Here is a 13607-nt window from a genome sequence, read left to right on the forward strand (position 1 = left end):
GCCGCCACCACCGTGGCGAGGCCCTCCGGCCGTCGGTCGGCGGACCGACCGGTCCTACCGACTGCTGCTGCTCCTACTACTTCTTCTTGCGCTTCTCCCGGACCCGCACCGAGATCGAGATCGGCGTCCCGACGAACCCGAACTCCTCGCGCAGCCGGCGCTCGATGAAGCGCCGGTAGCCGGCCTCCAGGAAGCCCGAGGCGAACAGCACGAAGCGCGGCGGACGGGTGCCCGCCTGGGTGCCGAACAGGACACGCGGCTGCTTGCCGCCGCGGATCGGGTGCGGGTGGGCGGCGACCAGCTCGCCGAGGAAGGCGTTCAGGCGCGCGGTCGGGATGCGGGTCTCCCAGCCCTCCAGCGCGGTCTCGATCGCCGGGACGAGCTTCTCCATGTGCCGGCCGGTCTTGGCCGAGACGTTGACCCGCGGGGCCCACTGCACCTGGACGAGGTCGCGCTCGATCTCGCGCTCCAGGTAGTAGCGGCGCTCCTCGTCGAGCTGGTCCCACTTGTTGTAGGCGACGACGACGGCGCGCCCGGCCTCGACGGCCATCGAGATGATCCGGGTGTCCTGCTCGGCGAGGGTCTCGCTGGCGTCGATCAGGACGACCGCGACCTCGGCCTTCTCCAGCGCGGAGGAGGTGCGCAGCGAGGCGTAGAAGTCGGCGCCGGCGGTCAGGTGGACCCGGCGGCGGATACCGGCGGTGTCCACGAACTTCCAGGTCTTGCCGCCGAGGTCGATCATCTCGTCGACCGGGTCGCGGGTGGTGCCGGCCAGCTCGTTGACGACGACCCGCTCCTCGCCGGCGACCTTGTTCAGCAGGCTGGACTTGCCGACGTTGGGCCGGCCGATCAGCGCGATGCGGCGCGGGCCGCCGGGGGCGGCGTCGCCGAAGGTCTGCGGCGGGGCCTCGGGCAGCGCGTCCATGACGGCGTCCAGCAGGTCGCCGGAGCCGCGGCCGTGCAGGGCGGAGACCGGGTACGGCTCGCCCAGGCCCAGCGACCACAGGTAGGCGGCCTCGGCCTCGGTGGAGGGGCCGTCGACCTTGTTGGCGCACAGGACGGTCGGCTTGCCGGCCCGGCGGATGATCTTGATCAGGGCCTCGTCGGTGTCGGTGGCGCCGACCTTGGCGTCCACCACGAACAGCACCGCGTCGGCCTGCTCGATGCCGAGCTCGGCCTGGGCGGCCACCATGGCGTCGATGCCGAGGACGTCGATCTCCCAGCCGCCGGTGTCGACCACCTTGAAGCGGCGGCCGTTCCAGCTGGCCTCGTACGTGACCCGGTCGCGGGTGACGCCCGGCTTGTCCTCGACGACGGCCTCGCGGCGGCCGATGATGCGGTTCACCAGGGTCGACTTGCCGACGTTCGGGCGGCCGACCACGGCCAGCACCGGCAGCCGGACGTGCGCGCCGCCGTCCTCGGCGTCGAAGCCGTCGAGGTCGATGCCCTCCTCGGCCGCGAGGGCCATGAACTCGGCGTAGTCGGCGGCGTCCAGCCCGCCGTGATCGGCGGTGTCGTGCTCTGCGGTCATGTTCGTCTGTTCCGTTTCCCGGCCCGGCCCTTCCCAGGGGCGTGCCGTGCGTACCTGCCCCGCTCGGGGCAGCGCGATGGTTTCCGCCGCGGCGCCTCGACGGCCCGCGGTTCGTTCAGTGGGTCGGACCGGCCTCCACGGCCGCTCCGGTACCCGGTCGATCAGCGCCGGTCCGATGTCCGGTCGGCCGATCAGCCGATCAGTCGGTCGGACCATCGGCCGATCGGTCGGTCAGACCGACGACAGCCCGGCCCGCTCCTCCACCAGCCCGGCGATCCGGTCGATCACCTGCTCCAGGGTGAGCTCGCTGGTGTCCACCAGCACCGCGTCCGCGGCCTGGGCCAGCGGGGCCGTCTCCCGCGAGGAGTCGGCGGCGTCGCGGCGCGCGAGGTCGGCGGCCATCGCGGTGATGGTCGCCTCGTCCACGCCCTTGGCCCGCAGCTCGGCCGCCCGGCGCGCGGCCCGGGCCTCCACGGAGGCGGTCAGGAAGACCTTGACGGTGGCCTGCGGGAACACCACGGTCCCCATGTCCCGGCCCTCGGCGACGATGCCGCGCTCGGCGACCTCGGCGCAGCCGCGCTGCAAGTCCACCAGCCGGGACCGTACGGCCGGCACCGCGGACACGGCGCTGACCTTGGCCGTCACCTCGGGGCCGCGGATCGGGCCGGACACGTCCTGGCCGTCCACCGTGATGGTGGGGCCGTCGGCGTCCGTCCCCGACACGATGACGGGCTTGCCGCACGCGACGGCCACCGCCTCCGGGTCCTCGACGTCGACCTCGTTGACCAGCATCCACCAGGTCATCGCCCGGTACATGGCGCCGGTGTCCAGGAAGCTCAGGCCCAGCCGGGCGGCGACCGCCCGCGAGACGGTCGACTTGCCGGAGCCGGAGGGTCCGTCGATGGCGACGACGACCGGGGCGTGCGCTCGGTCGGCAGTGTCCACGGGCGAACCTCTCTCTGAGCATGGGAGCCGGAGCCTGGGCAGGCGGACGGCCGGGGATGTCTCCCTCAAGGTTAATGGACCGCCGCCGTGACCCGCTCCGCCGCCGGTCGGCCGACCTCCGGGCCCGGGACCAGGCCCGAGACCAAGCCCGAGACCAAGCCCGAAACCAGGCCCGACCCCAGGCCCCTCCGGCCTGCCCGGACCGGCCCCGCACCTCAGCCCCGCACGCCCCACCCTCAGTCCCGTACGCTCCAGCCGCTCGCCCGCAGCGCCTTGGTCAGCCGCTTCACCGCCGTCGGCGCCACCGACAGCTGGACGAAGCCGACCTGCTGCCCGGTCGAGTGCTCGATGACGACGTCCTCGATGTTGACCCCGGCCTCGCCGACCTCCCCGAACAGCCGGCCCAGCTCGCCCGGCTGGTCGCCCAGCACGACCGCCAGGGTCTCGTAGCGGGTGGGCGGCGCGCCGTGCTTGCCGGGGATGCGGGCCTGGCCGGTGTTGCCGCGCCGCATGACCGCCTCGATCCCGGCCGCGCCCACCCGCCGCTCGCCCTCCTCGTCGGCCTGCATGGCGCGCAGCGCGGTGACGGTCTCGCCGAGGTCGCGGGCGACCCCCTCCAGCACGTCGGCGACCGCGCCGGCGTTGGCGGAGAGGATGTCGACCCACATGCCGGGGTTGGAGGCGGCGATCCTGGTGACGTCGCGCACGCCCTGGCCGGAGAGCCTTATGGCGGTCTCGTCGGCGTTCTCCAGGCGGGCCGCGACCAGCGAGGAGACCAGCTGCGGGGCGTGCGAGACCAGGGCGACCGCCCGGTCGTGCTCGGCGGCGTCCATCACGATCGGCACCGCGCCGCAGAGCGCGACCAGCTCCAGCGCGGCGTTGAGCGTCTCGGTGTCGGTGTCCGCGGTCGGGGTGAGCACCCAGGGGCGGCCCTCGAAGATGTCGGCGCGGGCGGCCAGCGGGCCGGAGCGCTCGCGGCCGGCCATCGGGTGACTACCGATGTAGTGGACGGTGTCGCAGCCGAGCTCGGCGACCTCGCTGCCCGGGCCGGCCTTCACGCTGGCGACGTCGGTGTACCAGTGGGCCAGGTTGCGGCGCTGGCAGTCGGCGAGCACCTTGCCGACCAGCGCGGGCGGCACGGCGATGATCGCCAGGTCCACCGGGCCGTCGACCGGGTCGGTGATGCCCGCGCCGAGCGACTCGGCGGTGCGGGCCGCGTCCGGGTCGGCGTCCTCCAGGTGGACGGTCAGCCCGCGAGCGGTCAGGGCGAGCGCGGCGGAGGTGCCGATCAGTCCGGTGCCGACGACGACGGCAGTGCGCATGGCGGGTCGCTCTCCTCATCACGATTCTCGACAGGTGCCGGAACCGTCCGGGAGCACCCGCGCCCCATCCTCCCTCATCCGCCCCGCCCAAGTCCCCACCCGCCACCCGGCAACCACGGGGGCGGCCCCGGCAGCTTCCGGCACCGGCAACCGCCACGCGCCCGCCCCCGTCCCACACAGTGCACGCGCCGCACCCGGAAATCCTGCGACGTCCGCCCCGAAGCCGGGCAGACTGGCCGCCCGGGAAAAGGGAAGGCACGGGCGAGCACCGCGGGAACAGCAGGACGGCACGACGAGCGCCACGCGGCGGGCGACACGCGAACGAAGGGGTTGCGCATGGACGATCAGCACAGCGGCCGGAGCGGGCAGTCGAAACCGCCGGCCGTACCGGCCCACCCGTCGGTCCTGGACTCCGTCGTCGTGTACGCCGAGGGCGCGGTGTGCCGCCGGCGGGCGACCGTCCCGGTCCCGCCCGGCGGACGGCTGCGGCTGACCGGCCTGCCCGCCGCCCTGGACGGCCGTTCGCTGCGCGCCCGGGTGCTCGCCGGACCGGCCGGCGCCGCCGTCACCGAGGCCCGGCTGGAGCTGCTCGCCGAACTCCGTGAACCGAACGAACTCCCGGAACTGAAGCGGGACTTGGACGAGGCCAACGAGCGCCGCAGCGCGCTCGCCGAGCGCCTGCGGCTGGTCCAGGCCTCGGTCGCGGAGACCGCCGCGCTGCGCGCCGTCCCCCCGCAGCGCCGACGCGACGAACCGCTGCGCCGCACGCCCGCCGACGCCTGGCTGGAGCTCGCCGACTTCGTCGAGGAGCGGCTGGCCCGGCTCCAGGAGCGCGCCGAGGAGCTCACCCGGCAGCTGGAACTCGCCGACCACGAGCGCGACCTGGCCGCCGACCGGCTGGAGCGGGCGTCCACCGCCGACCGGACCGAACCGGTCGGCACCAGCAGCACCGTCCTGCTCACCCTCACCACCACGAGCACCCACCCCGACCAGGGCCACAACCAGGACCAGGACCAGGACCAGACCATGGAACTGGAACTGGAGTACGGCGTCCCCGCCGCCCGCTGGGTCCCGGCCTACCGGCTGTCCTACCGGACCGGCGCCGACACGGCCCACCTGGTCCTGCGCGCCGCCGTCGCCCAGCGCACCGGCGAGGACTGGACGGGCGTGCGCCTCGCCCTGTCCACCGCCGACCTCGACCGCCGCACCGACCTGCCCCGGCTCGCCTCGCTGCGGATCGGCCGCAGCCAACCCGCCCCGCCGCCCTCCGGCTGGCGCGAGCCCCCGGCCGGCCTGGCCGACCTCTTCACCGGCTACGACGCGGCCGGCGCCGACCGACCCGCCCCGCGACGCGAGACCCCGATCGCGGTGTCGGCCGCCGTGGCGCCCCGCTCCGCCCGCCTCGGCGGCGTCCGTCCGGGCGGCTCCCGGGCCGAGGCCTTCGCGGCCGAGGAGCAGTTCGCCCCCACCGTCCCGTACGGCGGAGGCGGCCTGCTGAACGCCGACCAGCCGATGCCCGCGCCACCCGGTGCCCCGATCGAGCCGGGCGCCCCGATCGCCCCCGGCGGCTTCGCCGGCTACGGCGCCCCGCCGCCCACCCCTTACCCGGTCGCCGCCGCCGCGCCGCCGCCGCAGGGCCCGGGCGGCTTCCCGCCCGGGGAGGTCCGCCGCCGCGTCGGCCACGCCGCCCCGCCGCCACCCGGCCTCGCCCCGGACGCCACCCTGCTCGACTACCCCGACCTCGTCCTGGCCGGCCCCGAGGAGCCCGCCGCCCGGCGCGGCACCCTGCACCCCCGCCCCGAACGGACCGGCCACATCACACGGCCCGCACAGTTCGAGCGGTTCGAGTACGAGGAGCCCGCCTGGACAGCACCCGGCGGCAGCGGCACCGCGCAGCTCCGCACCCTCGCCCTCCCCCGGCACGCCGTCCCGCCCCGCGAGTCGGCCGGCTCCTTCGACCACCGCTTCGACGCCGCCGCCCCCGCCGACATCCCGTCCGACGGCACCTGGCACACCGTCACCGTCGGTGAGATCCCGCTCGCCGTCCGCCCCGAGTACGTCACCGTCCCCGCCGTCGAGGAGAAGGTGTACGCGACCCTGGTGCTCGCCAACCGCACCGACCAGGCCGTCCTGGCCGGCCCGGCCGAGGTCACCGTGGACGACGAGTTCCTGCTCACCGCCGCCCTGCCCACGCTGGCCCCCGGCGGCACCCGTCGGCTGGGCATCGGTGTCGCCGAGAGCATCGAGGTGGCGCGCCGCACCGAGCTGCACGAGTCCACCACCGGCATGCTGAAGGGCAACAGCACCGTCCTCGACCACCGGGTGCACGTCCAGCTGGCCAACCGGCTCGGACGCGCCGTCACGGTGGAGGTCCGCGAGCGGGTGCCGGTCGGCTCCGACGCCGAGATCCGGATCGAGGAGCGGGCCGACTGGCACGCCCCGACCGTCTCCACGCCGGACTGCCCGCCCAGCACCCGGCTCTGGCGGGTCGACCTGCCGCCGGGCGGACGCACCGAACTGGACGGCGGCTACCTGATCAAGATCCCGGCCGGAAAGGCCATCGTCGGCGGAAACCGGAGGAACTGAGCGATGACCGTCGAGACCCGTCCCCTCCCCGTCACCCTTCCCCTCCCCGTCACCGCCGTGACCTGCCTGGAGGACCGCGGCCAGGTCGAGCGCGGCACGACGGTCGCGCTCGCCGCGGGCGTGCAGCGGCTGCGCCTCGGCCCGCTCACCGCCCTCGCCGTCGACCGCACCCTGCGCGTCGAGTCCGGCACCGACGGCGTCCGGGTGCTGGAGTCCCGGCTGGTGCGCGGCTGGGCCCCGCGCGCCCCGCTGCCGCCCGGCCCGGAGGACTCCGACCTGCGCCACCGGCTGCACCGGCTGGACGCCGAGAGCCGGCTGGCCGACCAGGCCCGGGCCCGGCTGGAGGCCCGGCTGGCCCTGCTCGCCCAGCTCTCCGCGGACCTGCTGCGCGAGATCGGCGAGGCGGCCGGCCTCGGCGAGCTCGAACCCAACCGCTGGGCCCGGGAGCTCGACCGGGTGGACGCCGAGCGCGAGCGCTACGGCGAGGAGCTGCGCGCCACCCACTCCCGGCTGCGCCGCCTGGAGGAGGAGCGCTCGCAGGCCCTGACCGCCCTGGACGAGGCCGAGGAGGACCCGGCCGAGCTGACCGCCCACCTGGAGCTCACCGTCGAGGCGGCGCGGCCCGGCCCCGCCGAGCTGACCGTCTCCCACCTGGTGCCCTGCGCGCTGTGGCGGCCCTCCTACCGGGCGACCCTGGACGGCGGCGAGCTGCGCCTGGAGTCGGAGGCGGTGGTCTGGCAGCGCACCGGCGAGGACTGGACGAACGCCCGGCTCACCTTCTCCACCGCCCGCTCCGCCCTCGCCACCGCCCCGCCCGCGGTCGCCGAGGACGTCCTGGTGCTGCGCGAGCGCACCGACGAGGAGCGCCGCACGGTCGAGGTCGAGCTGCGCGAGGAGGCGGTCGCCGTCCTGGGCCCGGCCTCCCGGGTGCCGGGCGTGGACGACGGCGGCGAGGTCCGGGTGCTGCCCGCCCCCGCCCCCGCGACCGTGCCCTCCGACGGCCGCGCGCACCGGGTGCCGCTGGGCGCCTTCACCGGCCCGGCGGGCAGCGAGTACGCCTGCGCCCCGGAGCTGTCCCCGCTGGTCACCCAGGTGGTCCGGTTCCGCAACGCGGCCGGGCACCCGCTGCTGTCCGGCCCGGTCGAGCTGGTCCGCGGCAGCGGCTTCACCGGCCGCGGCGAGCTGCGCTTCACCGCCGCCGGCGCCGAGGCCGAGCTGTCCTTCGGCAGTTCGGACGGCTACCGGGTGGTCCGGGAGAGCGAGGAGCGCCAGGCCACCGCCGGCCTCACCGGCCGCCAGACCACCACCCGGACGGTCCGGCTGCACCTGTCCCGCTTCTCCGGCCCGGAGGAGCGCGACGAGCGGGTCGTCACGGTGCGCGAGCGGGTGCCGGTCTCCGAGGTGTCGGCGGTCGAGGTGCGGCTGCGCAAGGAGGAGTGCTCCCCGGCGCCGGACTCCTTCGACGCCGAGGGCATCGTCCGCTGGGACGTCCCGCTCGCCCCCGGCGCCCGGCGCACCCTCACCCTGGTGTACGAGGTGTCCGCCTCCGCCAAGGTGGCCGGGCTCTGACCGCCGCGGGCGGCACCCCAGGACCAATCCGGAGACAACGGGTAGAAAAGGAACCATGATCCTCCACCTCGCCCCCCTGGACGACTGGCTGTCCGACCCCGGCCGCCCGTACGCCACCGCGTCGCTGCTCACCGACGGGTTCATCCACTGCTCGGCGGACGAGCGGACGGCGCTCGCGGTGGCCAACGCCTTCTTCTCCGACACCCCCGACCCGCTGATGGCGCTGCTGATCGAGGAGTCGCTGGTGGAGCCGATGGTGAAGTGGGAGGCCCCGCACGGCGCCCCGCCGCCGGGTGCCACTCCGGGCGTGCTGTTCCCGCACATCTACGGGCGGCTGAACCGCACCGCCGTGGTCGGCCTGGAGAAGGTCGAGCGCGGCCCGGACGGCCGCTGGGCCTCGCTCAGCCCCTGGAGCTGACGGAGCCTCCTGTCCCCGCTACAGCCACCCCCGCTCCCGGGCCGCCATCCCGGCCTGGAAGCGGGTGGTGGCGCCCAGCGAGCGCATCAGGCTCTGGAGGCGGCGCTGGGTGGTCCGGGCGCTCCAGCCGAGCGACCGGGCGATCGACTCGTCGGTGAGCCCGGCCGCCAGCAGGCCCAGCAGCTTGCGGTGGTCGGTCTCCGGCTCCGACCCGGCGTCCTCGGTGCCGACGGCCGCCTGCAGGCGGACGGCCCGCTCCCACTCCGCCTCGAACAGCGTGTCCAGCGCCTGGAGCAGTGCCGAGGGGTGGATCACGTACGCGGCGTCCAGCACGCTGTCGCCGACGCTGATCGGGATGATCGCCATCCGGTCGTCAGAGATGATCATCTTCATCGGCAGCGTCGGCCGGACCCGCGCCTCCTCGCCGTCCTCGACGCCGACCAGGATGTTCTTCTCCAGCCGCCCCGGCCAGGCCACCGCCTCCCGGTCGTAGACCGTCCGGAACTTCACGCCCTCGCGCAGCCGCCGCCGCTGCAGGGTCAACGGCGCCACCGGGTCCTGGATGTACGGCGGGCGGTCGAAGCCGCGCACCTGGTACTGGCTGGTCTCGGTGATGTGCTCCAGCCGCTGGGCGATCGCCTCGCCGCCGGTCAGCACCTCCACCGAGTGCGCCGGGTCGGTGTACCGCGAGGCCTCCCGGAAGGCGTCCATCAGCCGGTGCATCTCGGCCCGGGCGTAGCGCAGCTCCGACTCCCGGTGGCCGATCAGGGTGCCGATCGCGACGTCCGGGGGGACGGGCAGGTAGCGGTGCCGGTCCACCGGCGCCCGGGTGGCCATGCCCTGCTGCGCCAACCGGTCCAGGGCCCGCACGCTCTGCTGGAACGTCAGCCCGCAGCTCTCCGCCAGCTCCTCCGCCGTGGACTGCGGGCTGGCCACCAGGGCCGCGTAGACCTGCCCGTCCGGCTCCGCCAGTCCCAGCGCGCCGAGGGCCTGTCCGCCGGCCCGCCCCAGTGCTGCATCGGACACGACGCCCTCTCCCCCTGCTCGCCCGTTTCCGTCGGCCGCTCCCGCCCCGACCCGCGCACCCCGTGCTGGCGCAGTCCCGCCACCGGGCGGGGCGGCGCTCCGGTGGCCATCCTCGGCCACGGATCATGGCGCTGACAAGGCCGTGACCAGCGGTTGCGTCCCGGCTCACACGACCCGTCCGAAACGTGGACATCCGCCCCCGGACATCCCCACAGCACATCCGCACCGGGCGTCCGCGCACGGACGCCCGCACGCCGACCCGACCCCGCCGCGGGAACGCCGGAGCCCCCGGCCGCAGCACGTGCGACCGGGGGCTCCGGTGGAGCGGACGGGGCCTACAGGCCGACCTCGCGCATCAGCTGGCCGACCTCCGGGTTGGTCAGGCGGCGCAGCCAGCCCGACTTCTGGTCGCCCAGGGCGATCGGGCCGAAGTGGGTGCGCACCAGCTTCTCGACCGGGAAGCCGGCCTCGGCCAGCATCCGGCGGACGATGTGCTTGCGGCCCTCGTGCAGGGTCACCTCGACCATGTAGTTCTTGCCGATGTTGGAGATGACCTTGAAGCTGTCGGCGCGCGCGTAGCCGTCCTCCAGCTCCACGCCCTGGGCCAGCCGCTTGCCCAGGTCGCGCGGGATCGGGCCCTGGATCGCGGCCAGGTAGGTCTTGGTCACGCCGTAGCGCGGGTGGGTGAGGCGGTGGGCCAGCTCACCGTGGTTGGTGAGCAGGATGATGCCCTCGGTCTCGGTGTCCAGGCGGCCGACGTGGAACAGCCGGGTCTCCCGGTTGGTCACGTAGTCGCCCAGGCACTGGCGGCCGTCCGGGTCCTCCATGGTGGAGACCACGCCGGCCGGCTTGTTCAGCGCGAAGAACAGGTACGACTGGGTGGCGACGGTCAGGCCGTCCACCTTGATCTCGTCGTTCTGCGGGTCGACCCGCTTGCCCTGCTCGGTGACGCGCTTGCCGTTGACCTCGACCCGACCCTGCTCGATCAGCTCCTCGCAGGCGCGCCGGCTGCCGATGCCGGCCCGGGCCAGCACCTTCTGGAGGCGCTCGCCCTCGGGCTCGCCGAAGGTCTTGGGCAGCTTGACGGCCGGCTTGTCGTGCCGGGCGAGGACGGCGTCCTCGATCTTGGCCTGCAGCTCGCGCGAGCGCTGCGGCTGACGGCGCGGGTCGCCCGGGGCGCCCTGGCCCTCACGGCGCGGGCGCGGGGCCGGGCTGGGGCGCCGGCCGGCGTAGCCGCCGCGGGCCGGGGTGGCGTTGGGGCCGCCGCCGTACTCGGGGCGGTCGTACCGGCGCTCCTCGGGCCGCAGCGGGCGGTCCGGGTAGCGGCGGTCGTCACGGCGGTCGTCCCGACGGCGGTCGTCGCGCCGGTCGTCACGGCCGAACGAGCCGCCGCGCGAACCCGCGCTCGAACCCGAGCCCGAACCGCCACGGCCGCCCCCGTACGAGGAGCCGCCACCGCTGCCGCCGCCGTACGAGCCGCCGCGCGAACCCGCGCTCGAACCCGAGCCCGAACCGCCACGGCCGCCGCCGTAGGAGGAGCCGCCACCGCTGCCGCCGTACGAACCCCCGCGCGAGCCCGAGCCGCCGCGGCTACCGCCGCCACTGCTGCCGCTGCCGTAGGAGGAGCCGCCGCCCCGGCCCCCGCCCTGTCCGCCGCGACCGCTACCGCCGCCGCTGCTGTTCCTGCCGTTGCCACTGCTACGCATCAAAGTGTCCGTACGTCGTTCCGTCTGGGATGTGCGGTCGTTTCGGCCGACCTCACCGCCCCCTACCGATCGGGCCCGGCCCGACCGGCCTCGCCACTGCCGTCCGCGGCCTGCGCGGCAGCGGCGGCGACCGCCTCCGCGATCATCGTGCCCTCCAGGGACTCCGCTTCCACGTCGTCGACCTCGGGCAGGAAGGGAGCGAGCTCCGGCAGCTCGTCCAGGCCGCGGAGCCCCATCCGTTCCAGGAAGTAGTTCGTCGTCCGATACAGGATCGCACCTGTTTCGGGCTCGGATCCGGCCTCTTCCACCAGTCCTCGCTGTACCAGGGTACGCATCACGCCGTCACAGTTCACACCACGGACGGCGGAAACCCGGGATCTGGACACCGGCTGCCGGTAGGCGATCACCGCCAGGGTCTCCAGTGCGGCCTGGCTGAGCCGGGCCTGCCGGCCGTCCAGGAGGAAGCGGTCGACGGCCGCGGAACAGGTGTCCCGGCTGTAGAACCGCCAGCCGCCCGCGACCAGCCGCAGGTCGAAACCGCGGCCCTGGGCCGTGTACTCGGCGGACAGCTCGCGCAGCGCGGCCGCCACCTCGGCCCGGGGCCGCTCCAGCACCCCGGCCAGCCGCTCCTCCGCCACCGGCTCGTCGACGACCATCAGCACGGCCTCCAGGTCGGCCCGCAGCCCGGCGTCGTCGGGCCCCTCGGCACCGGAGGCCGGCGGGGCCGACTTCTGGTGCACGACGACCGCCCCGGCCGGCTCCACCGGCCCGACCGGCCCCGCGGGCTCCACCGGGTCCGGCAGCAGCCTGAAGGCCGGCTCCAGCCACTCCTCGGCCCTCGGCCGCCCCGGCATCCCCAGCGGGCGCCGCACCGGCCGGCCACCCTCGTCCCGTCCGCTCATCGCCGCCGACCCTCCTCGACCCCGCCGTCTCCACCGGCCTCACCGGCCGGCCGGTCGAACTCGTCCGTCACCTCGACCGCGCTCAGCCCCTCCTCGGCCACCCAGCGCACCAGCAGCTCGCCGAGCGCCTCCGGCTGCTCGAAGGCGAGCACCCGCTCCCGGTACAGCTCCAGCAGCGCCAGGAAGCGGGCGACCACCACCAGGTCGTCCGGCGCGTCCTCCACCAGCCGCCGGAACGAGGCCTCGCCCAGCTCGGTGAGCAGCCCCACCACCAGGGAGGCCTGCTCCCGCACGCTCACCGGCGGGGTGTGGATGTGGTCCACGTACACGACCGGCGCGGGCCTGGGCTCCATCGCCTTGGCCGCCAGCTCGGCCAGCCGCCGCGGCCCGATGCCGAGGACGACCTCCGGCAGCAGCTCCGCGTGCCGGGGCTCCAGGGCGGCGGTCCGGGGCCGCCGCAGCAGCTCGGCCGCCCAGCGTTCGCCGAACAGCGCCGCCGCCCGCTTGTACGCCCGGTACTGGAGCAGCCGCGCGAACAGCAGGTCACGGGCCTCCAGCAGGGCCAGGTCGGCCTCGTCCTCGACCTCCGCCACCGGGAGCAGCCGGGCGGCCTTGAGGTCGAGCAGGGTGGCGGCCACCACCAGGAACTCGGTCGCCGCGTCCAGGTCCCAGTCCGGGCCCATCGCCCGGATGTGCGCCATGAACTCGTCGGTCACGGTGGCCAGCGCCACCTCGGTGACGTCCATCCGGTGCTTGGCGATCAGGCTGAGCAGCAGGTCGAAGGGGCCTTCGAAGTTGTCCAGCCGTACCCGGAAGCCGCCCCGCGACTCGTTCTCGGTCGCGCTCTCGGCGGTGGTGCTGGCGGTGACGGTGGCGGCTGGTCCGGCGGTTCTGGGCATGACGGTCCATCTTCACCCGTCCCCGCCTCCGGTCCGGCCCCGGGGCCGACCGACACGCCGTGCCATCCGCGCCCCGGACCGGCGCCCGCCCGGCGCTCCGCCAGCGCTCACCGGCCCGTACGAGCCCCTCCGCACGCACCCGTCCCGTCGAACAGGCCACGGTGGGTCCCCCCGGGCCCCGGGAACGCCCCTGCGGCGCCCGACACGGCCCTCCGGCACCCGGGACGTCGCCGGCCCTCCGGCCCGCGTCCCGCGGGCCTCCTGCCGCCCTTGCGGCGCCCTGCGGCGCCCGACACGGCTCCGGCGGCCTCCCCACGCCGGGCCCGCGGCCCCCCTCGACGCCCGGCGCAACCGCCGGCCGCCCTTCCGCGCCGCCTACCGGCCGCGCAGCCGCCGCACCAGGATCGAGGCCTCGCCCCGCTGCTCCAGGTCCGCCAGGACGACCGCGATGGCCTCCCGGACGATCCGCCCGCGGTCCACGGCCAGGCCGTGCTCGCCGCGCAGCACCAGCCGGGCGTGCTCCAGGTCCATGAGCTCCTCGGCGGACACGTACACCGTGATCTTCTCGTCGTGCCGCTCGCGCCCGCTGGGCCGGCGCGGCGCGCGGCCGCGCGGCCGGGCACGGCCGGCGGCACCGGACGGCTCCTCGGCGGCGCCCTGGTGGGTGCGGGCCGCCGGGGCGGCACTCCGGCCGCCCTGGACC

At 75.6% G+C, this 13607-nt stretch carries 10 protein-coding genes and 1 pseudogene; 3 read left to right on the forward strand and 8 right to left on the reverse strand.

Features of this window, described 5'->3' with window-relative positions; genetic code table 11:
- Nucleotides 1-76 precede the first annotated feature (76 nt).
- The 3 genes from der to ACFU7Z_RS23890 all read right to left on the reverse strand — a co-directional run bounded on the left by der (nucleotide 77) and on the right by ACFU7Z_RS23890 (nucleotide 3798).
- Nucleotides 77-1531 carry a ribosome biogenesis GTPase Der gene (gene der, locus ACFU7Z_RS23880; RefSeq protein WP_049658414.1) on the reverse strand — a complete coding sequence of 485 codons (1455 nt, stop codon included), beginning with the start codon at nucleotides 1529-1531 and terminating at the stop codon, nucleotides 77-79.
- A 231-nt stretch (nucleotides 1532-1762) separates the two neighbouring features.
- Complete coding sequence (gene cmk / locus ACFU7Z_RS23885; RefSeq protein ID WP_049658412.1) at nucleotides 1763-2476, reverse strand: (d)CMP kinase; 714 nt, start codon at nucleotides 2474-2476, stop codon at nucleotides 1763-1765.
- A gap of 236 nt (nucleotides 2477-2712) precedes the next feature.
- Nucleotides 2713-3798: a prephenate dehydrogenase gene (locus ACFU7Z_RS23890; RefSeq protein WP_049658411.1), complete on the reverse strand. Its 1086-nt coding sequence runs from the start codon at nucleotides 3796-3798 to the stop codon at nucleotides 2713-2715.
- Nucleotides 3799-4134: 336 nt separating this feature from the next.
- Here ACFU7Z_RS23890 and ACFU7Z_RS23895 point away from each other — a divergent pair, with 336 nt between their 5' ends.
- From ACFU7Z_RS23895 to ACFU7Z_RS23905, 3 genes are read left to right on the forward strand one after another with little or no spacing between them, the layout of a single operon-like run.
- Entirely contained in the window at nucleotides 4135-6384 is a 2250-nt protein-coding gene (locus tag ACFU7Z_RS23895) for a mucoidy inhibitor MuiA family protein (protein ID WP_380779492.1), read from the forward strand.
- Between the two features lie 3 nt (nucleotides 6385-6387).
- A complete protein-coding gene (locus tag ACFU7Z_RS23900) occupies nucleotides 6388-7953 on the forward strand; it encodes a mucoidy inhibitor MuiA family protein (RefSeq protein ID WP_380779494.1) in 1566 nt (521 codons plus the stop codon).
- A 55-nt stretch (nucleotides 7954-8008) separates the two neighbouring features.
- On the forward strand, nucleotides 8009-8371 hold the full coding sequence (locus tag ACFU7Z_RS23905) for a DUF952 domain-containing protein (RefSeq protein WP_049659481.1): 363 nt from the start codon (nucleotides 8009-8011) through the stop codon (nucleotides 8369-8371).
- Nucleotides 8372-8389: 18 nt separating this feature from the next.
- Here the strand turns inward: ACFU7Z_RS23905 and ACFU7Z_RS23910 are convergent, their stop codons facing one another.
- The 5 genes and pseudogenes from ACFU7Z_RS23910 to ACFU7Z_RS23930 all read right to left on the reverse strand — a co-directional run.
- Complete coding sequence (locus ACFU7Z_RS23910; RefSeq protein WP_049659479.1) at nucleotides 8390-9397, reverse strand: helix-turn-helix domain-containing protein; 1008 nt, start codon at nucleotides 9395-9397, stop codon at nucleotides 8390-8392.
- Between the two features lie 335 nt (nucleotides 9398-9732).
- Nucleotides 9733-11103: a pseudouridine synthase gene (locus ACFU7Z_RS23915; protein ID WP_380779496.1), complete on the reverse strand. Its 1371-nt coding sequence runs from the start codon at nucleotides 11101-11103 to the stop codon at nucleotides 9733-9735.
- A gap of 62 nt (nucleotides 11104-11165) precedes the next feature.
- Nucleotides 11166-12005 carry an SMC-Scp complex subunit ScpB gene (gene scpB / locus ACFU7Z_RS23920; protein ID WP_380779499.1) on the reverse strand — a complete coding sequence of 280 codons (840 nt, stop codon included), beginning with the start codon at nucleotides 12003-12005 and terminating at the stop codon, nucleotides 11166-11168.
- Entirely contained in the window at nucleotides 12002-12904 is a 903-nt protein-coding gene (locus tag ACFU7Z_RS23925) for a segregation and condensation protein A (protein ID WP_380779501.1), read from the reverse strand. The genes scpB and ACFU7Z_RS23925 overlap by 4 nt, the downstream gene beginning before the upstream one ends.
- A gap of 375 nt (nucleotides 12905-13279) precedes the next feature.
- Nucleotides 13280-13607, reverse strand: a pseudogene (locus ACFU7Z_RS23930) (hypothetical protein); the annotation flags it as partial.

It is taken from the genome of Kitasatospora sp. NPDC057518, from assembly GCF_042802075.1.
In the GTDB taxonomy this organism is placed as follows: Bacteria; Actinomycetota; Actinomycetes; order Streptomycetales; family Streptomycetaceae; genus Kitasatospora.